Source organism: Pseudomonas californiensis, assembly GCF_021147775.1.
Lineage (GTDB): Bacteria > Pseudomonadota > Gammaproteobacteria > Pseudomonadales > Pseudomonadaceae > Aquipseudomonas > Aquipseudomonas californiensis.
This window is the reverse complement of sequence record NZ_JAGTPK010000001.1, coordinates 132,067-156,580: the sequence shown is the minus strand read 5'-3', so window position 1 is coordinate 156,580 and position 24,514 is coordinate 132,067. Positions and strand designations below refer to the sequence as shown.

At 58.9% G+C, this 24,514-nt stretch carries 22 protein-coding genes and 1 pseudogene; 13 read left to right on the top strand and 10 right to left on the bottom strand.

Annotated elements, in window-relative coordinates; translation table 11 throughout:
* Together xerC and KDX37_RS00780 are read left to right on the top strand one after the other, a co-directional pair.
* Window positions 1–900 (top strand): tyrosine recombinase XerC, encoded by a 900-nt coding sequence (gene xerC / locus KDX37_RS00785; protein WP_231650683.1) that lies wholly within the window; start codon window positions 1–3, stop codon window positions 898–900.
* Entirely contained in the window at window positions 893–1,585 is a 693-nt protein-coding gene (locus tag KDX37_RS00780; RefSeq protein ID WP_231650682.1) for an HAD family hydrolase, read from the top strand. Before xerC ends, KDX37_RS00780 begins: the two co-directional genes overlap by 8 nt.
* Window positions 1,586–1,663: 78 nt before the next feature.
* Here KDX37_RS00780 and sutA read toward each other — a convergent pair whose 3' ends face one another.
* The 4 genes from sutA to glnK form a co-directional block, all read right to left on the bottom strand.
* Window positions 1,664–1,987, bottom strand: coding sequence for a transcriptional regulator SutA (gene sutA, locus KDX37_RS00775; protein WP_231650680.1), 324 nt, complete (start codon window positions 1,985–1,987; stop codon window positions 1,664–1,666).
* 99 nt (window positions 1,988–2,086) lie between these two features.
* Window positions 2,087–2,512 carry a secondary thiamine-phosphate synthase enzyme YjbQ gene (locus KDX37_RS00770; protein ID WP_231650679.1) on the bottom strand — a complete coding sequence of 142 codons (426 nt, stop codon included), beginning with the start codon at window positions 2,510–2,512 and terminating at the stop codon, window positions 2,087–2,089.
* Between the two features lie 240 nt (window positions 2,513–2,752).
* On the bottom strand, window positions 2,753–4,090 hold the full coding sequence (locus KDX37_RS00765; RefSeq protein WP_231650678.1) for an ammonium transporter: 1,338 nt from the start codon (window positions 4,088–4,090) through the stop codon (window positions 2,753–2,755).
* A 34-nt stretch (window positions 4,091–4,124) separates the two neighbouring features.
* A complete protein-coding gene (glnK, locus tag KDX37_RS00760) occupies window positions 4,125–4,463 on the bottom strand; it encodes a P-II family nitrogen regulator (RefSeq protein WP_002555808.1) in 339 nt (112 codons plus the stop codon).
* A 418-nt stretch (window positions 4,464–4,881) separates the two neighbouring features.
* Here glnK and KDX37_RS00755 point away from each other — a divergent pair, with 418 nt between their 5' ends.
* The 4 genes from KDX37_RS00755 to cysC all read left to right on the top strand — a co-directional run bounded on the left by KDX37_RS00755 (window position 4,882) and on the right by cysC (window position 7,502).
* A complete protein-coding gene (locus KDX37_RS00755; protein ID WP_231650677.1) occupies window positions 4,882–5,148 on the top strand; it encodes an accessory factor UbiK family protein in 267 nt (88 codons plus the stop codon).
* Between the two features lie 748 nt (window positions 5,149–5,896).
* Window positions 5,897–6,292: a hypothetical protein gene (locus KDX37_RS00750; protein ID WP_231650676.1), complete on the top strand. Its 396-nt coding sequence runs from the start codon at window positions 5,897–5,899 to the stop codon at window positions 6,290–6,292.
* The gene (locus KDX37_RS00745) at window positions 6,289–6,840 is read left to right on the top strand and encodes a hypothetical protein (protein ID WP_231650675.1); all 552 of its coding nucleotides are present in this window, start codon (window positions 6,289–6,291) and stop codon (window positions 6,838–6,840) included. Before KDX37_RS00750 ends, KDX37_RS00745 begins: the two co-directional genes overlap by 4 nt.
* 17 nt (window positions 6,841–6,857) lie before the next feature.
* Window positions 6,858–7,502 carry an adenylyl-sulfate kinase gene (gene cysC / locus KDX37_RS00740; protein WP_231650674.1) on the top strand — a complete coding sequence of 215 codons (645 nt, stop codon included), beginning with the start codon at window positions 6,858–6,860 and terminating at the stop codon, window positions 7,500–7,502.
* Window positions 7,503–8,294: 792 nt separating this feature from the next.
* On the opposite strand, the gene KDX37_RS00735 is transcribed toward cysC, so the two are convergent.
* On the bottom strand, window positions 8,295–8,681 hold the full coding sequence (locus tag KDX37_RS00735; protein WP_231650673.1) for a hypothetical protein: 387 nt from the start codon (window positions 8,679–8,681) through the stop codon (window positions 8,295–8,297).
* A gap of 447 nt (window positions 8,682–9,128) precedes the next feature.
* On the opposite strand from KDX37_RS00735, the gene KDX37_RS00730 reads away from it, so the two are divergent.
* Complete coding sequence (locus KDX37_RS00730) at window positions 9,129–10,622, top strand: YifB family Mg chelatase-like AAA ATPase (protein WP_231650672.1); 1,494 nt, start codon at window positions 9,129–9,131, stop codon at window positions 10,620–10,622.
* Window positions 10,623–10,783: 161 nt separating this feature from the next.
* Here KDX37_RS00730 and KDX37_RS29630 read toward each other — a convergent pair whose 3' ends face one another.
* From KDX37_RS29630 to KDX37_RS00720, 3 genes and pseudogenes are all read right to left on the bottom strand, one after another.
* On the bottom strand, window positions 10,784–11,506 hold the full coding sequence (locus tag KDX37_RS29630) for a methyl-accepting chemotaxis protein (RefSeq protein ID WP_406641094.1): 723 nt from the start codon (window positions 11,504–11,506) through the stop codon (window positions 10,784–10,786).
* A 132-nt stretch (window positions 11,507–11,638) separates the two neighbouring features.
* Window positions 11,639–12,760 (bottom strand): annotated as a pseudogene (locus KDX37_RS29625) (Cache 3/Cache 2 fusion domain-containing protein); the annotation flags it as partial.
* A gap of 179 nt (window positions 12,761–12,939) precedes the next feature.
* On the bottom strand, window positions 12,940–13,860 hold the full coding sequence (locus KDX37_RS00720) for a LysR substrate-binding domain-containing protein (RefSeq protein ID WP_231650669.1): 921 nt from the start codon (window positions 13,858–13,860) through the stop codon (window positions 12,940–12,942).
* 157 nt (window positions 13,861–14,017) lie between these two features.
* On the opposite strand from KDX37_RS00720, the gene KDX37_RS00715 reads away from it, so the two are divergent.
* Entirely contained in the window at window positions 14,018–15,400 is a 1,383-nt protein-coding gene (locus tag KDX37_RS00715; protein ID WP_231650668.1) for a NorM family multidrug efflux MATE transporter, read from the top strand.
* 22 nt (window positions 15,401–15,422) lie between these two features.
* Here KDX37_RS00715 and KDX37_RS00710 read toward each other — a convergent pair whose 3' ends face one another.
* The gene (locus tag KDX37_RS00710) at window positions 15,423–17,087 is read right to left on the bottom strand and encodes a putative bifunctional diguanylate cyclase/phosphodiesterase (RefSeq protein WP_231650667.1); all 1,665 of its coding nucleotides are present in this window, start codon (window positions 17,085–17,087) and stop codon (window positions 15,423–15,425) included.
* Between the two features lie 202 nt (window positions 17,088–17,289).
* On the opposite strand from KDX37_RS00710, the gene rep reads away from it, so the two are divergent.
* Window positions 17,290–19,299, top strand: a complete 2,010-nt coding sequence (gene rep / locus KDX37_RS00705; RefSeq protein ID WP_231651000.1) for a DNA helicase Rep — start codon at window positions 17,290–17,292, stop codon at window positions 19,297–19,299.
* 52 nt (window positions 19,300–19,351) lie between these two features.
* Complete coding sequence (locus KDX37_RS00700; RefSeq protein WP_231650666.1) at window positions 19,352–19,921, top strand: xanthine phosphoribosyltransferase; 570 nt, start codon at window positions 19,352–19,354, stop codon at window positions 19,919–19,921.
* A gap of 29 nt (window positions 19,922–19,950) precedes the next feature.
* Here the strand turns inward: KDX37_RS00700 and KDX37_RS00695 are convergent, their stop codons facing one another.
* Entirely contained in the window at window positions 19,951–21,264 is a 1,314-nt protein-coding gene (locus KDX37_RS00695; protein ID WP_231650665.1) for a sigma-54 interaction domain-containing protein, read from the bottom strand.
* Between the two features lie 270 nt (window positions 21,265–21,534).
* Between KDX37_RS00695 and KDX37_RS00690 the strand changes: the two genes are divergently transcribed.
* Genes KDX37_RS00690 through KDX37_RS00680 form a run of 3 tightly spaced genes read left to right on the top strand, consistent with a single transcriptional unit; the run spans window position 21,535 to window position 24,502 of the window.
* On the top strand, window positions 21,535–22,419 hold the full coding sequence (locus KDX37_RS00690; RefSeq protein WP_231650664.1) for an MBL fold metallo-hydrolase: 885 nt from the start codon (window positions 21,535–21,537) through the stop codon (window positions 22,417–22,419).
* A 24-nt stretch (window positions 22,420–22,443) separates the two neighbouring features.
* Window positions 22,444–23,697, top strand: a complete 1,254-nt coding sequence (locus tag KDX37_RS00685) for an NAD(P)/FAD-dependent oxidoreductase (RefSeq protein WP_231650662.1) — start codon at window positions 22,444–22,446, stop codon at window positions 23,695–23,697.
* Complete coding sequence (locus KDX37_RS00680) at window positions 23,690–24,502, top strand: sulfite exporter TauE/SafE family protein (RefSeq protein WP_231650661.1); 813 nt, start codon at window positions 23,690–23,692, stop codon at window positions 24,500–24,502. Before KDX37_RS00685 ends, KDX37_RS00680 begins: the two co-directional genes overlap by 8 nt.
* The last annotated feature ends 12 nt before the right edge of the window (window positions 24,503–24,514 follow it).

Here is a 24,514-nt window from a genome sequence, read left to right as displayed (position 1 = left end):
ATGGAACAGCATCTGGACGCCTACTGCATGCACCTGCGCAGTGAGCGTCAGGTGTCACCGCACACGCTGGAAGCCTACCGGCGCGATCTGGACAAGGTTCTGGCGTTCTGCCAGAAAGCCCGGCTGTCGAGCTGGACAGACCTGGACATCCAGCACCTGCGCAACTTCACCGCCCGCCAGCATCAGCAAGGCCAGTCATCACGCAGCCTGGCGCGAATGCTGTCTGCGGTGCGCGGCCTGTACAAATACCTGAACCGCGAAGGCATCTGCGAGCATGACCCCGCCAACGGTCTGTCTCCGCCCAAAGGCGAACGTCGCCTGCCCAAGACGCTGGACACTGACCGGACTTCGCAATTGCTGGATGGCGGGGTCGAAGATGACTTTCTGGCTCGCCGCGATCAGGCCATTCTGGAGCTGCTGTATTCCTCCGGGCTGCGTCTGTCCGAACTGACAGGGCTGAACCTCGATCAGTTGGACCTGCGCGAGGGGCTGGTGCAGGTACTTGGCAAGGGCAGCAAAAGCCGCGTTTTGCCGGTCGGCAGCAAGGCGCGTCAGGCGCTTGAGCACTGGCTGCCCCTGCGAGCCCTGACCAACCCGCAGGATGATGCGGTGTTTGTCAGCCAGCACGGCAAACGGCTGGGCGCACGTGCGGTCCAGAACCGGGTCAAGGCCTTCGGCGAGCGCGAGTTGGGGCAAAACCTGCATCCGCACATGCTGCGTCATTCGTTTGCCAGCCACCTGCTCGAGTCGTCACAGGACCTGCGTGCCGTGCAAGAGCTGCTGGGCCATGCTGATATCAAGACCACGCAGATTTATACACACCTGGACTTTCAGCATTTGGCTACTGTCTATGACAGTGCACACCCCCGCGCCAAACGTAAAGGATCTGCAGATGATTAAGCTGGTGACATTCGATCTTGACGATACGCTGTGGGATACGGCACCGGCCATCGTCGGCGCCGAAGCCACGCTGCGCGACTGGCTTGCGGAGCATGCACCAAAGCTGGGACCGATCCCGGTGGAACACCTTTGGGAAATCCGCTCACGCCTGGTCGAGGCAGATCCGTCTTTCAAGCACCGCATCAGTGCACTGCGCAAACGGGTACTGTTTCATGCGCTGGAAGATGCTGGCTACGACCCTGAAGAGGCGCAGGACCTGGCCGACCAGAGCTTTGAGGTGTTCTTGCAGGGTCGTCATCAGGTGCAGATCTTCCCTGACGTTCAGCCTACCCTGGAGATCCTCGCCAAAACCTTCACGCTGGGCGTTATCACCAACGGCAATGCCGATGTACGGCGCCTGGGGCTCGCAGACTACTTTTCCTTCGCGCTGTGCGCCGAAGACCTGGGAATCGGCAAACCCGACCCGGCACCGTTCCTCGAAGCGCTCAGACGCGGCAATGTCGATGCAAGCAATGCCGTGCATGTTGGCGATCATCCCAATGACGATATCGCGGGCGCACAACGCGCTGGCATGCGCGCCATCTGGTATAACCCGCAAGGCAAGGTCTGGCAGGAAGACCGTCTGCCTGATGCAGAGATCCATAACCTCTCACAGCTGCCGGAAGTCCTCGCACGCTGGGCATGATGCCCTGTAGCGACGGCGCATCGCCCAAGAAAAAGCCCGCAGCGACGGCGGGCTTTGTCTCATACGACGTGTACGGCCTCAGATAGGCCGACTGCCATATTTGTTATCCGGCTTTTTGGGCGGATCGGCGACCACGTTGGCCTCCACTTCCTGCACCTTGCCACCACGCGCGAGGAATTCCTCCATGGCACGGGCCAGAGCATCACGCTCTTTGTTCTTGGCTTCTACGCTGGGCAGTTCATCGACCGAAACCGCAGCCTTGGCCTTGCCCTTGGCAGGTGTCGCCGATACTTCGGCTTCATCCACCTCAGCAGCGTCGTCCTCGGGAGCAGCTGCAAGCTCCTCACCATCGTCCTCGCCTTCGAGGTCGTCCTGCAGATCGTCGTTGTCGTCGTCGCTCATGTTCTACCTCATGACTTGCGAAAGCACATTAGTTATAGCCCAACAGCCCCAGGAGTCTAAGGCTGTCGGAAAAAATTCAATAACCGCTGACCCCAGCGGTTATATCCATTCACCCTGAAGGGTGGCCAGGACGTTACGAGAACCACCTGCATCTCGATGTTCGCCCAGATAAACACCTTGCCAGGTGCCCAGCGCAAGCCGCCCCGCCGTTACCGGCAGAAGCAGCTGGCAGCCCAGCAAACTGGCCTTGAAGTGCGCAGGCAAGTCATCAGGGCCTTCGTCGTCATGTTCATGGCCGTCCACGCCCTGGGGCACCAGACGGTTGAAAAAACGCTCGAAGTCACGACGTACCGCCGGGTCGGCATTCTCATTGACGGTCAATGAGGCCGAGGTATGTTGCAGCCACAACTGTAGCAGCCCGACTCGACAATCCCGCAGCTCAGGCAAGCCTGCGAGGATCTCGTCAGTGACCAGATGAAAACCACGAGGCCTTGCTCGCAGGGTAATTCTGGATTGATGCCACATACCGTTCTCCGCACCTTCGGCGCGCATTCTAACTCGACTGAGAAAAAAGCAAAGCGCGCAATAAACCGGCTTCCCTGCGAGTAATCGAAGACCATCGTGACAACGTTACAAGCTCTGCGTCATGGTGCCGAAATCATTGACGCGGGCAAAGTCAGTGACAACAGAAATGCGGGGTATATCCCTAAATCTCAGACAAAAAAATGCCCGGAACCCGGGCATTTTTTCTGACGATGCGGCGTATTACAAGTTGTAGCCGCGCTCGTTGTGTTGCGCAAGGTCCAGACCGACAGACTCTTCCTCTTCAGTCACACGCAGACCCATGACGGCGTCCAGCACTTTGAGGATGATGAAGGTAACGATTGCGGTGTAGATAACCGTGAACGCGACGCCTTTGAACTGGATCCAGACCTGGGCACCGATGTCGGTGACAGTGCCGAAGCCGCCCAGGGCAGGTGCGGCAAACACACCCGTCAGGATCGCGCCGACAATACCACCGATACCGTGAACACCGAAGGCGTCCAAGGAGTCGTCGTAGCCCAGTTTGCGTTTCAGGCTTGTGGCACAGAAGAAGCAGATGACGCCAGCCGCCAGACCAATGATCAGAGCGCCCATCGGACCAACCGTACCGGCTGCCGGAGTGATGGCAACCAGACCGGCAACCACACCCGAGGCGATGCCCAGAGCGCTTGGCTTGCCGTGGGTCAGCCACTCGGCGAACATCCAGCCCAGTGCAGCCGCTGCGGTTGCGATCTGGGTGACCAGCATCGCCATACCGGCAGTACCGTTTGCAGCCGCCGCCGAACCTGCGTTGAAGCCGAACCAGCCAACCCACAGCATTGCAGCGCCAATCAGGGTGTAACCCAGGTTGTGCGGAGCCATCGGAGTGGTCGGGAAGCCTTTACGCTTGCCCAGTACCAGACAGGCCACCAGGCCTGCTACACCGGCGTTGATGTGAACAACGGTGCCGCCTGCGAAGTCCAGAACGCCCCAGTCCCACATCAGGCCACCGACGCCGCCCCAGACCATGTGAGCGATTGGCGCATAAACCAGCGTGAACCAGATGCCCATGAAGATGAGCATTGCGGAGAACTTCATGCGTTCTGCGAAAGCACCGACGATCAGCGCGGGGGTGATGATTGCAAAGGTCATCTGGAAGGTGACGAACACCGCCTCAGGGAACAATGCCGCAGCGCCGGTAATGCTCGAAGGCGTGATACCCGCCAGGAACGCTTTACCCATGCCACCAAAGAAAGAGTTGAAGTTGACGACGCCAGCTTCCATACCGGTGGTGTCAAACGCGATGCTGTAGCCGTACACGACCCACAGGATGCTGATCAGGCCCGTGATTGCAAAACACTGCATCATCACCGACAGAATGTTTTTCGAGCGAACCATGCCGCCGTAGAACAGGGCGAGGCCTGGGATGGTCATGAACAGAACCAGAGCGGTCGCGGTGAGCATCCACGCGGTGTCGCCGGAATTCAGAACAGGCTCGGCCACCGGGTCAGCCGCCAGGGCCAAACCAGGTAATGCAAGGGACAGCAGGGCTCCTAGCCCTGCGAATTGACGCAGAGTCATATTGTTTTCTCCTGGGGCGTTGGGGTTTGGCGGCTTAAATTGCGTCGGTATCGGTTTCGCCGGTACGGATGCGGATGGCCTGTTCCAGATTGACCACAAAAATCTTGCCATCACCGATCTTGCCGGTGTTGGCGGCTTTGGTTATTGCTTCGATGACGCGATCCAGATCCTTGTCATCGATGGCGACATCGATCTTCACTTTGGGAAGGAAGTCGACTACGTATTCAGCACCACGATACAGCTCGGTGTGACCTTTCTGACGACCGAAGCCTTTGACTTCAGTAACAGTGATGCCCTGCACGCCGATTTCAGACAACGACTCGCGCACGTCATCCAATTTGAACGGCTTGATGATTGCAGTGACTAGCTTCATGAAAACTTTCTCCCGAATTGGTGGACTTGCCCCAGGAAAACAAACCCGACTCAAGTCTAAGCGCAGTGCCTGGCTTTGTAACGCGTCGGTCGCCGATCAGGCCGGACCAACTCCAGAAAACCGCTTCTGACGAAACACTTCCCCGCTCCGCCTGCCGCACTGCATTCGTCACAGCGACTGCATCAGTGCATGGGTCATAAGCCACTAAGCAGAAAGCTTGCCATCTCAACAATATCTATCAAATACAGGCCCTTGAGCCCCGTTACAGCCTTCCCAACGCCCCATTGGTGTCAGTAACGCACAAGCATGGTGCGAGCGTGCACGCAGTAGCGCTCCATAACCGTGCGCCTGTTGCCACCGGAAATGACTATAGACGCTGCGTGCTACACTGCCGCGTATCTGATTCTGGAAAACCAACATGATCGCGCCCAAAGCTTTCCTAGACGCCCTCAGCGGCCACGCCTCGCGCCTGTTCAACGGCGAAACGCCCGTGCCGCGCAGCGAGTTCGAAACCCAGTTCAAGGCCCTGCTGCAAAGCGGCTTCAGCAAACTCGATCTGGTCAGCCGTGAAGAGTTCGACAGCCAGATGACCGTCCTCGCACGCACCCGCGCCCGCCTGGAAGCACTCGAAGCCAAAATGGCTGAACTGGAAGAAAAGCTCGGGTCGGCTGAAAAGCCTGAGTGAGTAGGAAGGACAGATTGCATTCCATCGTTGGTGATTGCGACACACTGATGGATCGACGGTTTCTGCATCCTCGTGACAGTTTCTGCCCAGACGAAGCAAAACCGAACTGGGCATTGATGCGTTGGGTGTATTGACCTCTATGATCGCCTCCAGGCATTTCAATGCCGGCCTCGAACATCGCAGTGGTTGTCAATGGCGAACAGGGCCAGCTTCGACAACCACAGATGCCCCACGATAGCCCGCTCCCCAACCATAATGCTCAGGCGAAAAGGTAGTCCTTGGCTTACTTCTCGCAAAATCGCCGCGAATCACAGCACCAGGGAAAAAGCGGGATGAGCAGCAACGTACGCAGACTGATGCAGATCCAGCAGTCGCTGCCCAGATTCAGCAGTGAATCGCTGAAATAAACGACTGCTGAGCACAAAGCGGTGTTGCTTGAGCAAACCGGATTGCGCATGTCGGGCGCTTGGTTAAAGGCCCCGAAGGCGCGTTAGTTGCATCGAAGGCACTGAACGCATCATATCGATAAGACATGGCTGGTTGTAACCAGATGAGTCTGCTAGTTGCGCCTTCGCCAAGTAGCAGCATCCCGGCTAGTCAGTGCTCTCATTCACAGTATGAAAGCGCATTACTGTGCGTCAATCGTTTGAGAGCTGATTCAGAAATCTGTAATCTGCACCTGATCAGAGCAATGCCAGTTGCTACCCGACATGTAACAGTCGCAGTCTCGATATCAGGATGATCCAGCATGGCAGTACAGAACATATTCATTGCAGGCTTCCAGAAGTGCGGGACGACTGCGCTCGCGGACTGGATGCTGACCAACGGTCTGGTGGAGGATCGTGTTCCCAACGTAAAAGAACCTTTTTTGTACGCCAACGATGACGCTCATCCGGTTCGGATCCGAACCTCGGATCTGCCGCTTCTCGATGCAAGCGTTGGCTATGCGCAAGACCCAGGCTGTGTCGCGCGACTTCCGGAGCACGACACCCATGTCGTTATTTGCGTAAGGAACCAGTTCGAACGGCTTTGGAGTGCGTACAAAATGCACAAAGTCCTTCGTAGCAATACTGAGACCGCTGGTGACTATTTAAGAGCTACTTCACCAGGGATCAAGGTCCAGCAATTGGCAGGACTGACGTGAAGGGCGACACTAGACTATTCAGAATTATCAAAGACGTCTACAAGCGGTATTTTCCACGACGCTCGCATACCATCGTCGAAGGTTACTTGAATCGGGAGCTGGACCGTATCGAACACGGCAGCTTTGCCAGCCGTATCGAATATGAGTTGGGGTTTTATCTTTCCAGAAGACAGTTTCCTTTTGCATCAATCCTGCATAACAGTTTTTATTACAACGCCATCCGTACCGTTCAGCAGAAATATTTGCCTGCAGATATTTCACTGATATCAGTCAGTCAACTGGCCAGTACCGAATCACGGCATGCGTTCGTTGAGGGCGTATTTGGGAAGTCAGTAGAGACGTGCGAGATACCCCGCACCTTCAGCAGTGCCGAGCTGGAGATTGACGAGCCAAAACCTGATTTCAATGACCCTCAGTTCGACCTGCTGCGTTCCTGCTTTCGCTACGATCTCGCTCAGGTTCGCGAGCTCGTCCCCCAGACGTGCTTTGGCGATCGCTTTCTAAACCATGCTGATCTGGACCGCTACCTGCTGGTTCGCCCGGCATGAGCCATGGAGGAAAACGAATGAGCAATGGACTGCTGGAAGCAACACCGGCGAGCAACAACACTATTTTCTGGCAGGGCCAGTCGGTCAGCGTCCAGGCTCGCCAGAAGCTCAACGGCCACCCACCTGCTGTTTTATGGTTTACCGGGCTATCCGGTTCGGGCAAATCGACGCTGTCAGCTGCAGTCTCCCTGCGTCTGCATGGGCTGGGCTACCACACCTTCGTGCTGGACGGCGACAACCTGCGCCATGGGCTGTGCAGCGACCTGGGGTTTTCCAGCGAAGATCGCCATGAAAACATCCGGCGCGTCGGCGAGGTGGCGTCGCTGTTCGTGCAGGCCGGCAGCATCGTGCTGACTGCCTTTATCTCACCGTTTATCGAAGATCGTCAGCGGGCCAGGGCGATGGTGCCCGAGGGACATTTTTTCGAAATTTACTGCAATGCCGATGTAGCTGCCTGCGAAAAGCGTGACGTCAAAGGCCTGTATCAGCGAGCCAGAAGCGGTGAGGTGAAGGATTTTAGCGGAATTTCTTCGCCTTACGAAGCGCCCACTGAAGCAGACCTGGTGCTGCATACGGCGCGCGACAGCATTGAAAGCTGTATCGAAGCGGTGGTCGAGCTTTTTAATCGACGCTTGAAAAGAATGGTGCTGATCGGCAAGTAGAACAAAATCACCTAAATTTCGACTTTTGGTGCCCCATTACGGCAAGTCGCAATCACCAGAGACGGCGGCGCTGATCTGTCAGGCTGGGAGGTTGATCTCCTACCGCCCTGAAACCCAGAAGACTTCAAGGAATGATCATGTCGCTGGCCGTTGTCCATATGCAGTCAAACTACAGGTCCTGAATCCGACAGCACGCCAGCTGCTGGCATGCCGTTGCCAACAAGCGTGCGCGCGACGAAATACGCCTTTGTGCACCTTTGGAGACTGGGTTGTGGTGCAGATCGCTGCTCCTCAAAGTAAGCAGGGGGATCCGCGATTCGAGATCAGCGCCATCAACCGTACAAAACGCAACAGGTCGCGGAGACAATACCCGCAAAAGCGGCGGACATTGCAGGCGGGTCAGGATTGACAGGGTTGTCCTCTATTTTTGGACAGAAGCCCTGCACCCGTTTTGCCTGAGCCTGTTGGAGAGGACCTTTTCTCGACCGTATTGACGCAAAAAGCCCGATCAGATCAAAAAATCCCACTGATTCTGCTGCAGGTAAGCGCCTGCCAATCATTGGAAGTGACGAAGCCCTGCGCGACTTGCTCCAGGGTCTGGTGGCCCTGATCAATCTGCGCGCTCCAGTAAGCCTTGCCGATCGCCCCGGCTCACGTCTTCGAACCTGACTGGCGTCATCCCCGACCGTAAAATAACCATTGGTTGCCACAGCCACAGTGCCAGCGCCCAATACAACGGTGGAGCCCACGGCCATAAGGCTCGCATTGATCACCTGGGCATCATGGGCGGGCTTAGCGCCAATGGACAGTCGCCCGACCGGAGCGAATGCGTCGGTAATTGGCGTAATGGTCTGAACCTGCACGTAATCCGAGACTGACAAGGTGAGAGGACTTTTGCGTGTAGTTGCTCAGGTAGGCGCTTTCGGCCTTGCTGTGGGCGATGGGCACCGCGTCGACGGCAGCCTTGATCGCTGCGGCGCTGGCGGACAACGGTTTGCTTTCGCCGGTAGTGGACACCACTCCGAAGCCGATGGGCAGTCCGACATGATTCTTGCCCAACTGGATATCGACCGTGGCCGGGTCACCGAAGGTATCGACCCGCGCGGACGTGACGATGGGAACCGAAACCCGGAGCGCACTTTCGCTATTGGCCAAGGGCTCGCTGGTACGCGTAACCAAACACCATCTTCAAGCGTCGTGCCGTCTGCCAAATGACCTCCATGTCTGTCATTGTGGTTTTTAAGAATTTCAGAGTGTCTGACGATAATATTTTTTCGTCACAAAAAATTGTCAATCTTGTTAAAGGTTAATCATATTTGTAGCTCCCGTGCTTAATGTCTTTATGTTAACTAACTGAATGCTTAGCACTCGACAAACCGCCAGGTCATGTGCATTTCTACAGAGAAAGCAAAAACTATTTAAAACAATAGTCCTTCGTATCGCCAGCTTCCCTTTCCATCCATCCATCCATCCATCCATCCATCCATCCATCCATCCGATCAAAGCTGAGCAGATCCTGCTGGCTCCAATAACCCAGCCATTCACACCCTGTATCCATTCCCCACCTGCCCTGCGCTCTTGAATGAAGCACGATGACGGCCCCGTCGCTATATCAAGGAATGATTCATGTCGCTGGCCATCGTCCATAGCCGTGCCCAGGTTGGGGTAGAAGCCCCTGCTGTGACTGTCGAAGCGCATCTGGCCAACGGCCTGCCCACTTTGACGCTGGTGGGTTTGCCCGAAGGCGCGGTCAAGGAGAGCAAAGACCGGGTGCGCAGTGCCATCCTCAATTCCGGGCTGGAGTTTCCGGCAAGGCGCATCACGCTCAATCTCGCCCCGGCAGACTTGCCCAAGGATGGCGGCCGGTTCGATCTGGCCATTGCGCTGGGCTTGCTGGCCGCGAGCGGGCAAGTGCCGTTGGTGGCGTTGCAGGATGTGGAGTGCCTGGGCGAGCTGGCGCTGTCTGGCGCCATTCGGCCAATCCAAGGCGTGCTGCCTGCTGCGCTGGCGGCTCGTGCAGCAGAGCGCACGCTGATCGTGCCTGCGGTGAACGCTGAAGAGGCCTGCCTGGCGTCAGGTTTACGAGTAATTGCGGTCAATCACCTGCTGGAGCTGGTTGCGCATTTCAACGGCCGCACGCCGATAGCACCTTATCAATCGAGCGGGCTGTTGCACCAACCCAAGCCATATCCCGACCTCAGCGAAGTACAGGGCCAGACCGCCGCCAAGCGCGCCTTGGTAGTGGCAGCGGCTGGCGCGCACAACCTGCTGTTCAGCGGCCCGCCCGGCACTGGCAAGACCCTGCTCGCCAGCCGCTTGCCCGGTCTGCTGCCGCCGCTGGACGAGCATGAAGCGCTGGAGGTTGCCGCCATTCAGTCGGTCGCCAGCCAGGTGCCGCTGACCAGTTGGCCGCAGCGGCCCTTCCGACAACCGCATCACTCGGCGTCAGGTCCTGCGTTGGTGGGTGGTGGCAGTCGTCCGCAACCGGGGGAAATTACCCTCGCCCACCACGGCGTTTTGTTTCTGGATGAATTGCCAGAGTTCGACCGCCGAGTGCTGGAAGTCCTGCGTGAACCCTTGGAGTCCGGCCACATCGTCATCGCCCGCGCGCGGGATCGGGTACGCTTCCCGGCGCGCTTCCAGTTGGTCGCCGCGATGAACCCTTGCCCGTGCGGCTACCTGGGCGAACCCACTGGCCGTTGTCGCTGTTCCACCGAACAGGTCCAGCGCTACCGCAACAAATTATCCGGCCCGCTGCTGGACCGCATCGATCTGCACCTGACCGTCGCCCGGGAAGCCACCGCACTGAACCCCAGCCCACAAACCGAGGAAAACACCGCCAGCGCCGCCGCAATTGTCGCCCAGGCCCGAGCGCGCCAGCAGCAGCGTCAAGGCTGCGCCAATGCCTTTCTCGACCTGCCAGGCTTGCGCGAGCACTGCGCACTCTCTGCCGTCGAAGAGCGCTGGCTGGAAACTGCCTGCGAACGCCTGACCCTTTCCCTGCGCTCAGCACACCGCCTGCTGAAAGTAGCCCGTACGCTGGCCGATCTGGAGCAGATAGACGCGATCACCCGTAGCCACCTGGCCGAGGCGTTGCAATATCGGCCTTCCACTCAGTGAGGTGAAAAAGAAGTCGCAGCTCGCTACTTGCTCTGAACCACCTCAAAGCCCAATGCGAACGCCGAGTGCGCGACCAGCACTAACCAAACCAGACCTCTTCATGCAGAAAGGCCCTTATCGGGCCTTTCTGCTGTTTCGCTTGTGCGGGTGAAACCAACCACTCAACGGAAGCGATCAACCTCGGTGCGCAGGTCTGCTGCCAGGGAGTTGAGCTCTTCTGCCGTGATGGCCAGATTGGAGACCACTTCGCGTTGTTCGCTGTTGGCCATGGCGATACTTTGCAGGTTGCTGCTGAGCATGGTCGCGGTGCTGCTCTGCTCTTGAGTGGCAGTGGTGATGGCGGCGAATTGATGACCGGCGGAGCGGCTTTGTTCATCGATTTGCGCCAGCGCTGAGGCGACTTTGGCGTTCAGCTGCAAGCCTTCCTGCATCAGGGTGTTGCCCTGCTGCATGGTGCTGATGGCGTTGCCGGTTTCCTGTTGGATGCTGGCGATCATGCCGGAGATTTCATCGGTAGCCTGGCGGGTACGCGAAGCCAGGCTGCGAACCTCATCGGCGACCACGGCAAAGCCACGACCTTGCTCACCGGCCCGTGCAGCCTCAATGGCGGCGTTGAGCGCCAGCAGGTTTGTCTGGTCGGCGATCGAGGTGATGACGCCGACGATGCTGCCGATTTCCTGAGAACGCTGACCCAGGGTATCGATGACGGTCGCGGTGCTGCTCAGCGACGTCGCGATCTGTTGCAGGGACGACGAGGCTTCTTCCATGGAGGTACGACCGATGCGGGTCTGCTGCGCGTTTTCCTGCGCCAGTCGCTCGGTGTTGCCCATGTTGTCGGCGATGTTCATCGAGGTAGCGCTGAACTCTTCAACGGCACCGGCCATGCTGGTGATTTCACCAGACTGTTGCTCCATGCCTTCGTAAGCGCCGCCGGACAGACCGGACAAGGCGTGAGCGCGAGTGCTCACTTCCTGAGCCGCAGTACGGATGTGAGCAACCATCGAGGAAAGCGCTTCGCTCATCTTGTTGAAACTGCCCGACAACTGACCGATTTCGTCGTTGCTGGTGATGTTCAAACGCACGCTCAAGTTACCGGCACCCAACGCATCTGCCTGACGAACCAGTTCGGACAGAGGACGCAGCTTGCTGCGCAGCAGCCAGATGGCGCTGATGACCGCGATCAGCATGGCCAGCAGACTACCGATGGCCAGTTGCGTACCGACGTCCCAGGTCACTGCCCTGATTTCGTCGCTCGGCATCGAGGCCACTACCGTCCAGGGACCACCAGCGAACGGCTGACCGACGCTGTAAAAGTCATCGCTGCCATCGTTCCAGAACTGGGCCTTGCCCGGCTTGCTGGCGATTTCGGCGACAGACTTTGCAGCGCTTTCCGGCGATTTGATGCCCGCTGGAGGAACCAGCCACGTACCCTTTTCGTCCAGCAAAGCCAACGAACCGGTGGAGCCGATGCGGAAGTTCTTCAGATCGTCGAACTGGGTTTTCTGAGCATCGGTGTAATCGAAGCCTACGAACAGGGCCGCGATGATCTTGCCGCTGCTGTCACGAACCGGGCTGTACTGCGTCATGTAGTAGCGGTCAAACAGCAGCGCTTTACCCACATAACTCTGGCCACCCATAAGGCGCTCATAAGCCGGGCCTTTGCGATCAAGTACCGTGCCGATAGCGCGCGAGCCGTCCTGCTTGCTCAGCGATGTGCTGATACGGATGAAGTCATCCCCGCTACGCACGAAAATAGTCGCCACGCCGGCGGTCATCTGGCGGAACTCGTCAACTTCGGCGAAGTCATTATTCAGCGCGGTGTCACGCAGCATCAGACTCGGCGTCTGGGTGCCAGCGACGGTCACTTGCTTATCGGTTTGCAGACTCAGGCCGCCTGCAAAGCGTTTCTCGAACAAGCCGCTAAGGCGCTGAGTGCTGTCACGCAAGGTGCTGTGAAAGGTGTTGAGCTGATCGGCGAGCAGTCTGGCCTCGCTCGACATGTGTTCTTCGCGAATGACCAGGTTCGATGCATCCAGTGAACGCAACGCGAACAAGGTACTGCCGCTGATGACGACGGCCAGAATCACAGCCAGGGCAATACCGAGTTGCGTAGCGATCCGGGTTCGGGGCTTGGACATAGGGGCTCCACGCCGAATGAAGGTCGCCAGATCCGTGGCTTAGCATTCAGCAAGTCTAGTTAGGTTTTAATACCGCCTTGTAAGCGGTTCTTAGGCAGTGCTTCGGCCAGCAGACGGGATACTTGAGCAATACACCCGGTCATTGGTAACAGAGTGTGTTTCCCTCTAAGCCAACCCCGTTAGTTAAGTACTTCAACTAACGGCAGCTCCATCGCCTGAACTTCTGATTTGAGAAAGTCGCTGAGGCGTCGCAAGCGCTCTGCACCGGGCCTTGTACGTGGCCAGACCAGATAATAATTTTCTCCACTGAACACCGCTGTACGCCAAGGGAGGCTCAACCGGCCTTGCGCGACGTCTTCGGCAACCATCAGCAAATCGCCCATCGATACGCCATAACCTCGTGCGGCAGCAATCATCCCCAGCTCAAGCGTGTCGAAAACCTGGCCACCCTTGAGCGAGATCTTGTCGGCCAACCCCATCCGATTCAACCACATACGCCAGTCGCGACGATCAGGCGTGGGGTGCAACAGCTCCGCTGTGGCCAGCCGGTCCGCGTTCCAGGGCGGGTCCTGTAGCAGCGCGGGCGCCCCCACGGGGATCAACCATTCCGGGAACAGCAGGGTCGCTTCCCAGTCCACCGGAAAATGCCCCTGGCTGAGCAAAATGGCGCAGTCGAAAGGCTCCAGCGCGAAATCCACAGCGTCGATATCCATCCACGCGCTGGTCAGCTGGACTTCGTTGCCGATCTGCAAATGACGAAAGCGACTGAGGCGCGCCAATAGCCAGCGCATCGTCAGGGTGGATGGGGCTTTCATTCGCAGGATGCCGTCTTCGGCTTGCAACGTGCTGCATGCCCGCTCCAGCGCAAGAAAGCCGTCTCTCACACCTGGCAGCAAGGCACGCGCCGATTCGGTCAGCTGCAGATTACGGCCGTTGCGCTGAAACAATCGACAGGCAAAGTGCTCTTCCAGCGTGCGGATATGACGACTGACTGCACTCTGGGTGATCGAAAGTTCTTCAGCCGCCCGCGTGAACGAAGTATGTCTGGCCGCAGCTTCGAATGCGCGCAAAGCATAAAGAGGAGGAAGACTACGTGGCATGTGACGCTTTCCTGCGTGCGTTGAGCAGCTAATCTACCGTAAAACCGTTCGCATGAGTTTTAGTCATGCTGAGCATCGCATTTATCGTTTTGTGCCTGTGCGGTTAAATGCTGACAATAAGCGGCTCACCAGTCCACCTGCCTAGAGCATCACGATCATGCAACAGCCCGCCTTCAAAGAACTCTGGATCATCCTGCGCCTGGCCGGACCGTTGATCGCGTCGCAAATGGCGCACATGTTGATGGTGTTCACTGACACCGTAATGATGGGCAAGATCGGTCCCGAAGCCTTGGCTGGCGGTGGCCTGGGGGCTGCGACATACAGTTTTGTCTCGTTCTTCTGCGTGGGTGTGATGGCGGCGGTCGGTACGCTGGTGTCGATTCGTCACGGCGCGGGAGATACCGAAGGCGCGACACGGCTGACTCAAGCCGGTTTGTGGCTGGCCTGGGGCATGGCTCTGGTCGCAGCATTGCTGCTGTGGAACCTTGAACCGATCCTGCTGCAATTTGGTCAGGCTGAAGCCAACGTGCACATGGCTGCTCAATTTCTGATCACATTGCCATTCGCCCTGCCGGGTCTGCTCAGCTTCATGGCATTACGCGGCTTCACCAGCGCGCTAGGACGCGCCGGCCCGGTGATGACGATCAGCCTCGCAGGCGCAGTTGCCAACTTCGTCCTCAATTATGCCCTGATCCATCAATGGTTCGGCCTGCCCAATCTAGGCTTGATGGGGATCGGCCTGGTAACCGCAGTGGTGACCAATTGCATGGCGCTTGCCCTTGCACTGCATATACGGCGGCACCCCGCTTACGCGGCCTATCCGATCAGCAAAGGGCTTTCAAAACTGTCGCGCAGCCACTTGAGTGAACTGTGGCGTCTGGGCCTGCCGATTGGCGGAACCTACGCTGTGGAGGTGGGGCTGTTCACGTTCGCAGCGTTTTGCATGGGCGCGATGGGCAGCACACAGATGGCGGCACACCAGATCGCGCTGCAGACGGTTTCGATGGCGTTCATGATCCCGGTCGGGATTTCCTATGCGGTGACCATGCGCATCGGCCAGCACTACGGGGCGGGCAATATGCTGATGGCGCGCCTGGCTGGCCGGCTGGGCATCGGCTTCGGCGGCACGGTCATGCTGCTGTTCGGACTTTTGTTCTGGCTGGCCCCGCACCAGATCATTGGTTTGTTCCTCGACATCAACGACCCGGCATTTGCTGAAATCGTCGTCATGGCGGTGAAGTTGCTGGCCATTGCCGCGTGGTTCGAGTTTTTTGACGGCACGCAAACCATCGCCATGGGCGCGATTCGCGGCCTCAAGGACGCGCGGACCACCTTTCTGATCGGGCTGGCCTGCTACTGGCTGGTCGCCGCGCCCGCCGCCTGGCTGCTGGGCTTTTACGCCGACGCTGGCGCTCCGGGTGTCTGGTGGGGCCTGGCGCTGGGGCTGTTCTGCTCAGCGGGCGCGCTGACGTATGCGTTCGAATGGAAAACCGCCCGGCTATTGCGCAAGGAGAACCCAGGCGTTGCCGTTGCCGGGTAATCGCTGCGCAAAGCAAGGCGGCTTACCCTGAGATCGAAACGTCGTACTGACCGGCACCCGACGTCAGGTACGCCACCAGGTCGGCCATCGGCAGCGGCCGGCTGATCAGGTATCCCTGCACTTGATCACACTTGAAACTGCGCAGCAGCGCGAGCTGTTCGGCGGTTTCCACCCCCTCGGCCACGACGTGCAGATTCAGGTTGTGGGCGAGGTTGATCATGGCGTGGACCAGTTTGCGGTTCTCCACGCGCGATTCCATCTCGCCGACAAAGCTTTTGTCGATCTTGAGCAACGTGATCGGCAGGCTGTTGAGGTGCATGAACGATGAATACCCGGTGCCGAAGTCGTCCAGTGAAAAGCGTACGCCCAACCTTCCCAGTGCATCCATGGTCTGGCGGACCTGTTCGCTGCGACGCATGACTGCGGTCTCGGTCAACTCGAACTCAAGCCAGCGCGCGTCGACGTGGTGCTCATCTATCAGGCGGTTCAAGGTCGCCAACAACTGACTGTCCTGGAACTGTCGGAACGACAGGTTGATCGCCATGTGCAAAGGCTCGAAGCCTTGCTCGCGCAATGCCTGCATGTCACGCAGGGCACGGTAGATAACCCAGTAGCCCAACGGCACAATCAGGCCACTCTGCTCGGCCAGCGGCACAAATTCGCTCGGCGCCAGCAGCCCGCGTTCTGGATGACGCCAGCGTACCAGCGCTTCCAGGCCGAGGATGCGCCCGCTGCTCAGGCACAGACGTGGCTGATAATGCAGCTCCATCTCGTCGCGACGCAGGCCACGGCGCAGCTCGCCTTCCAGGTCCGCCAGGCTGCGAGCGTTACGATTGATGCTGTCGTCGAATAGATGGAAGGTACAGCCTTGAATACTTTTCGCCTGGCGCATGGCGATATGGGCATGCCACATCAGCGGGTCGGGGCCAGCCTGGGCTTGCGTATGGGCCACGCCAAGGCTACACCCCAGCAACAGGCTTTCACCGTCAATCCAGTAGGGTTCGGACAATGCGTCGGTGATGCGCTCCGCCAACTGCGCTGCACGCTCTGCACCGCACCGAGTGTCGATCAACAACGCAAATTCATCGCCGCCCAGTCGGGCAATCTGATCGCCAGCCCCGAGTTCGTTCTTCAAACGCGCGACGACTTGCAGAATGAGACGGTCGCCAGCCTGATGGCCAAGCGAGTCATTGGCGCGCCGGAAGTTGTCCAGGTCCAGATGCCCCAGGGCCATTCCGATGCCACTGTCCAGACGAGCCGCCAGCAGCGCCTGAAAACCCTGGCGGTTGGCGATACCGGTCAACGGATCCTGCCCAGCGAGCCGCCGCAGGGTTTCTTCCAGCAGACTGCGCTCATGAACGTAACGCAGGCAACGGCGCAGCCCGTCGCTGGTGAGCGTACCGCGCACCAGCCAGTCGTTGACGCCAACGGGCCCAACGAGGGGCTCTTCTTCCAGCAACACCACCATGGGCAGCACGCAACTGCCGGTGAGCGGCTGCAGGCTAGGGGTCGTCAACAGCACCGTGTTGCGCTCATTGGCGTACTGGTCGCTCAACGCACCCCAGTGAGTGGCGTGCACCAGCGTTATGGGGCTGCCCGGATCGGTCAGGCAGTCGCTCAACAGCGACTGCCAGGATGGCTCTTGTGCCAGCAGCAACAACCGCAAGGGCTCGACAGGCGTAGGCAATCTAACTTCCTAAGATCAAAGGAAAAACCGGAGGCAGCACTTTCGAGATAGCACAACCGTACACATATCGTCTCGTCGGGGCGCAAATGTAACAAAAACAGAAAAATTAGATAGCCGTCACTGCATTTCTACGATGATCGCTGCATAAACGTGTGGGCCTGTTAAAATGCCCGACCTTTTCGCAAGCGACCCTCTATACGTCATGTCCCGACTCAATCCCCGGCAACAGGAAGCCGTGAACTACGTCGGCGGCCCTCTTTTGGTGCTCGCCGGCGCGGGTTCCGGCAAGACCAGCGTGATCACCCGCAAGATCGCGCACCTGATCCAGAACTGCGGTATTCGCGCCCAGTACATCGTCGCCATGACCTTCACCAACAAGGCCGCGCGGGAGATGAAGGAGCGGGTCGGCACTCTGCTCAAGGGCAGCGAAGGGCGCGGCCTGACGGTATCGACGTTCCACAATCTGGGCCTCAACATCATCCGCAAGGAACACACGCGGCTGGGCTACAAGCCGGGTTTCTCGATTTTTGACGAGACCGATGTCAAGGCTCTGATGACCGACATCATGCAGAAAGAGTACTCGGGCGAGGACGGCGTCGACGAAATCAAGAACATGATCGGCTCCTGGAAAAACGATCTGATCCTACCCCCCGAGGCGCTGGAGAACGCACGCAATCCCAAGGAGCAGACCGCAGCCATCGTCTACACCCATTATCAGCGCACGCTCAAAGCCTATAACGCGGTGGACTTCGACGACCTGATCCTGCTGCCGGTCAAGCTGTTCCAGGAACACGCCGACATTCTCGAAAAGTGGCAGAACAAGGTTCGCTATCTGCTGGTCGACGAATATCAGGACACCAACGCCAGCCAGTACCTGCTGGTGAAGCTGCTGATCGGCTCGCGCCACCAGTTCACGGTAGTGGGCGACGACGATCAATCGATCTACGCCTGGCGCGGTGCGCGGCCTGAAAACCTGATGCTGCTCAAGGATGATTACCCGTCGTTGAAGGTGGTCATGCTGGAGCAGAACTACCGTTCCACCAGCCGCATCCTGCGTTGCGCCAACGTGCTGATCTCCAACAACCCGCACGCGTTCGAAAAGCAGCTGTGGTCAGAAATGGGCCACGGTGACGAGATTCGGGTCATTCGTTGTCGTAATGAAGACGCCGAGGCCGAGCGGGTTGCCATGGAAATCCTGACGCTGCACCTGCGTACCGATCGGCCTTACAGCGACTTCGCTATCCTGTATCGCGGTAACTATCAGGCCAAGCTGATCGAGCTGAAACTGCAGCACCATCAGGTTCCGTATCGTCTGTCAGGCGGCAACAGCTTCTTTGGCCGTCAGGAAGTGAAAGACCTGATGGCTTACTTCCGCCTGCTGGTGAACCCGGACGACGACAACGCCTTCCTGCGTGTGATCAACGTTCCACGTAGGGAAATAGGCTCCACCACACTGGAAAAACTCGGTAACTACGCCACCGAGCGCAAGGTGTCGATGTACGCCGCCACCGAAGAAATCGGCCTTGGCGAGCATCTGGACAGCCGTTATACCGACCGCTTGCAGCGCTTCAAACGCTGGATGGATGGCGTACGCCAGCAATGCGCACAGAACGACCCCATCGCCGCGCTGCGCAGCATGGTTATGGACATCGACTACGAGAACTGGCTGCGCCAGAACAGCTCCAGCGAAAAAGCCGCCGACTACCGCATGAACAACGTCTGGTTCCTGATCGAAGCGTTGAAGAACACGCTGGAGAAGGACGAAGAAGGTGGCATGACCATCGAAGAAGCCATCGGCAAGCTGGTGCTACGTGACATGCTCGAACGTCAGCAAGAAGAGGAAGACGGCGCCGAGGGCGTGCAGATGATGACTCTGCATGCGTCCAAGGGCCTGGAATTTCCCTACGTATTCATCATGGGCATGGAAGAAGAAATCCTGCCGCACCGTTCCAGCATCGAGGCCGACACCATCGAAGAAGAGCGTCGTCTGGCCTATGTCGGCATCACCCGGGCACGTCAGACATTGGCGTTCACCTTCGCCGCCAAGCGCAAGCAGTACGGCGAGATCATCGACTGTGCGCCCAGCCGTTTTCTGGATGAATTGCCTCCGGACGATCTGGCCTGGGAAGGTAACGACGACACGCCGACGGAAGTCAAAGCCGTGCGTGGCAACACTGCTCTGGCCGATATTCGCGCCATGCTGAAACGCTAACCAGCCTCAATATTGATCATTTATTGCGCAATGGCGCACCCAAGGAATTGAAGTGGAAGCACTGCACAAAAAAATTCGCGAAGAGGGCATCGTACTGTCCGATCAGGTATTGAAGGTCGATGCGTTTCTCAATCATCAGATCGATCCTGCGTTGATGAAAGCCATCGGCGACGAATTCGCCAGGTTGTTTGCCGACTCGGGCATTACCAAGATCGTTACCATCGAAGCCTCGGGCATCGCGCCGGCAATCATGGCAGGCCTGAACCTGGGCGTGCCGGTCATTTTTGCGCGCAAGCATCAGTCACTGACGCTGACCGAAAACCTGCTGTCGGCCACGGTGTATTCCTTCACCAAACAAGTGGAAAGCACCGTTGCGATTTCGCCGCGTCACCTGAGCAGCGACGACCACGTGCTGATCATTGATGACTTTCTGGCCAACGGCAAAGCCTCGCAGGCGCTGATTTCGATCATCAAGCAGGCCGGCGCAACCGTCGCCGGGCTGGGCATTGTGATTGAGAAGTCGTTCCAGGGTGGCCGCGCCGAACTCGACGCGCAGGGCTATCGCGTTGAATCGCTGGCGCGCGTCGAATCCCTGGCCAATGGTGTGGTGACTTTCAAGTAAACATCGGCCGTGCAAGCACCGATGCCCTGTCAGTAACCGAGCGCCCGCAAACGCCTATACAAGGTGCGCTCGCTGAGCCCCAGCTCCTTCGCCAACTCGCTGCGCGAGCCTTTGAAGACACTCAGCGCGTGGGCCAGTTGCTCCAGACCGTCATCCTGACGACGCGGCGCCGCACGACTGGCTTCACTGTGCCCGCGCACTTCGGCGGGCAAATCCTGCGCACGGATCACGCCGTCATCGGTAAACAGCCGTGCGCGCTCAAGGATATTGCGCAGCTCACGAATGTTGCCTGGATAGTTGTAAAAGCTCAGCAGCTTCATTGCCTCGGCATCAACCCGCGTTGTGCTGCCCTGAGACGTGCGCTGCAGCAGGCTGTCGATCAGCAGCGGCAGGTCTTGAGCACGTTCGCGCAACGCAGGCAGGCGGATCGGAAAGGCGTTGATGCGATAGAACAGGTCTTGGCGAAAACTGCCATCGGCCACCATCTCCTTGAGCGGCTTATGGGTCGCGGCCACCAGACGAAAATCCGAGTGCACCGTACGCAGGCTGCCTACGGGTCGAAAGCTGCCGGACTCGATCAGCCTCAACAGTTTGACCTGCATGGCCAAAGGCACTTCGCCAATTTCATCCAGAAACAGCGTGCCGCCATGTGCCGCCTCGGCCAACCCCGTCTTGCGTTGTAAAGCTCCGGTGAACGCACCTTTCTCATAGCCGAACAGCTCGCTCTCCAGCAGCGACTCCGTCAGCCCGGTGCAATCGACCACCACCAACGGCCCGTCGGCTCGCGAGCTGCTGGCGTGCAGGGCGCGCGCAAACAATTCCTTGCCGGTGCCGGACTCACCTTGCAGCAGCACCGGTATCTGCGCGGGCGCCGCACGCTGCAGCGCGCCCAGCACCGCCTTGAACGCAGTTGAACGACCTACCAGCCCGTGCTGCTGTGGCTGAACTGAAGCAACAGCCACCGAGCTCAGCCGTTCGACATAGGCGATCACTTCGCCCTGATCACCCAGAATAGGCCTCAGCTCCACATCGACATGTTCAGGCCCACGGGGCGTATGGTGAATATGCAGCAAGCGCTCGGGCAGCTTCGTCTCGTGGGCCTTGCGCATGGGGCAGTGCTCGCCCGCCTGATCACAGGGCACCGCAAACTGATGCGACACGCGATAGCACTTTTCGCCCACGTGCGGCGAGCCTTCCACACCGAACTGCCGCTGATAGGCAGTGTTGGCCGCAATGATGTTGTAGTCGGTATCCAGAACAATGGTCGGTCTGCCGTCGTGTTCGAGATACGACACCAGGGACTGCATGCGGCTGCCGGGAAAGTCGGTGGCGATAACGGACATGGTCGCTCCTGTCGGGTTCGGCGCAGCTTACCGCATATGCCTGCCAAACTCTGCCATGGACTGCCAACTGACTGCCAGAAAGTGGCAGTCGTTCTGTTCGAGAGAGTGCTCGGCTTAGCATCCAAGGCAACATAAACCCCAGCATTTACTGGGCTTCAGGTACATCAAGCTGCATTGGCACGCTTATTGAGACGCTATTGGCAAAGGCTGCCAACCGCCCTGCCTGTCAGAACGGGCATTCAAGCGATTAACAGCGATGGGGATTCATACATGATCATCGGTGAAAAACTCTACGTCGAGGCGCTCTTCGACCACGCCACCTGGACCATCAGCTACCTGGTTCTGGATCTTGCCACCAGGCAATGCGCACTGATCGACAGCGTGCTCGATTACGACCCTAAATCCGGACGCACCCGCACCGAGTCGGCTGACCGGATGATCGAACGAGTTCGCGATCTGCAGGCTTCGGTACAGTGGATTCTGGAAACGCATGTGCATGCCGACCATATGTCGGCAGCGGCTTACCTGAAACGCAAACTGGGCGGCCGGATCGCGATAGGCAGCCACATCAGGGATGTGCAGGAGACGTTCGGCAAACTGTTCAATGCACCGGCTGACTTTGCCCGCAACGGCAGCCAGTTCGACGTGCTGCTGGAAGACGATGCTTCGTTCAACATTGGCACGCTTCAGGCAAAAGCGCTGCATACGCCCGGGCACACACCTGCGTGCATGAGCTATGTGATCGAGCTTGGCGAGGAACAGGTGGCGTTCGTGGGCGACACGTTGTTCATGCCCGACTACGGCACGGCACGCTGCGATTTTCCCGGCGCCGATGCGCGCACGCTGTATCGCTCCATTCACAGACTCCTGGCCCTGCCACCCCAGACACTGCTGTTCATGTGTCACGACTATCTGCCTGACGGGCGGGAGCTGAAGTACATGACCACGGTCGCCGAACAGCGGGCCGACAATATCCATGTGCATGACGGGATCAGCGAAGCCGCCTTCGTCGAGATGCGCGAAGCCCGCGACGCCACGCTGGAAATGCCGGTGCTGATGCTGCCCTCGGTGCAGGTCAACATGCGCTGCGGCCACTTTCCGGAGCCTGAAGAAGATGGCGTCAGTTACCTGAAAATCCCGCTCAACGTCCTTTGAAGCCATTTGCTTTCGGAACCTGAAATGAAACCACCAAGCCTTGCCTGCCAGATCCTGATTGTCGGCGGTGGTGCTGCCGGCATCGCGACCGCCGCCAGCCTGCTCGCCCGCGATTCGTCACTGAGCATTACGCTCGTTGACCCCGCCGACACTCATTACTATCAGCCAGGCTGGACGATGGTCGGTGCGGGGATGTTCGAGCCACAGTCGACCGCACGCAGCATGGCCTCGTTGATCCCCAGGGGCGTGACCTGGATCAAGGACGCCGTCGCGACCTTCGAGCCGCAAAACAACATCGTAACGCTGGCGGACGGGCGCGCACTCGGCTATCAGCAACTGGTGGTCTGCCCCGGCCTGAAGCTGGATTGGGCAGCCATCGACGGTCTGCCAGAAACGCTGGGTTCCAACGGCGTTACCTCCAACTACCGCTATGACCTGGCAGCCTATACCTGGGAGCTGGTGCAGGGCCTCAAGCAGGGACGTGCCCTGTTCACCCAGCCGCCAATGCCGATCAAGTGCGCCGGCGCGCCACAGAAGGCGATGTACCTGTCCTGTGACCACTGGCTGAAAACCGGTCGGCTGGGGCAGATCAATACTCAGTTCTATAACGCAGGCGGGGTATTGTTCGGGGTCGCGGACTACGTGCCTGCGCTGATGAAGTATGTCGAGCGTTACGCAATCGACCTCCAGTTCAACCAACGGCTGGTAGCCGTTGACGGGCCTGCGAAGCGCGCCACGTTCATCCGCACCCTGCCGGACGGCAGCAGCGAAACCGTGGAGCAAGGCTTTGACATGCTCCATGTCGTACCGCCACAGACCGCTCCCGACTTTATCCGCAACAGCCCGCTGGCCGATGCGGCTGGCTGGGTGGATGTCGACCCTGCAACCTTGCGCCATCGTCAGTTCGCCAACGTTCACGGCCTGGGCGACGCGACCAATACCACCAACGCAAAAACCGCAGCGGCAGCCCGCAAACAGGCGCCCGTAGTGGCCAGCAATGTGCTGATCGCGCTGGGCCGCAAAGGGCAACCGGCGGTCTATGACGGCTACGGCTCGTGCCCGCTGACGGTCGAGAAAGGCAAGATTGTCCTCGCCGAATTCACCTACGGCGGCAAGGTCGCGCCCAGCTTTCCGCTCTGGCTGTTCGACGGACGCCAACCCACACGGCTGGCCTGGTGGCTGAAAGAGCGCGTACTGCCGCCGCTCTATTGGCATGGCATGCTCAAAGGGCGTGAATGGCTGGCCAAACCCAAAAGAGCAGCCGCCAAGCATGGATGAGCATCAACTGCTGGGGGCAGGACTGGGCGCGGTCATTGGCGCCGTGCTGGCCCTGACCGGTGCAGGTGGCGGTATTCTGGCCGTTCCGTTGCTGGTGTTCGGTCTGGGCCTGTCGATCGTCGAGGCCGCGCCCGTTGCGCTGCTCGCTGTGGGTCTGGCCGCTGGGGTAGGCGCCGTACTGGGACTGCGTCAGGGGATCGTTCGTTATCGCGCAGCGGGTTATATCGCGGGTATCGGCGTGGTTGTGGCGCCACTGGGCTTGTGGCTTGCCCACCGGCTGCCGAACACACCACTTGCGCTGTTGTTTTCCCTGGTGTTGGTATACGCCTGCAGCCGAATCCTGATCAAGGCCAGTCGCGAACTGCGCGAGGGTGCTCCGCCGCCCCGCTCGGCGATACTGCCTTGCGTGCTCAACCCGCTACAAGGCCGCTTGCGCTGGACCATGCCGTGCCTGCGCGCGCTGACGTTTACCGGCGCTGCGTCAGGGCTGCTGTCCGGGCTGCTGGGCGTAGGCGGTGGCTTTGTAATCATTCCGGCGCTGACGCGCTACAGCGACCTCGACATCAAAAGCGTCATGGCCACTTCGCTGGCCGTGATTGCCCTGGTGTCGACAGGCAGTGTGATCACTGCCTCGCTCGGCGGCGTGATGCATTGGTCAGTCGGGGTGCCGTTTGCGCTGGGCGCGATTGCAGGGCTGGCAGCTGGCAGGCGGGTCGCCTGCTACCTTGCTGGCCCTCGGCTGCGGCAACTGTTCGCCGTGTGCGGAATCGTGGCGGCTTTCATGCTGGCGTATGCCGTGGTTTGAACGCTCGACAGA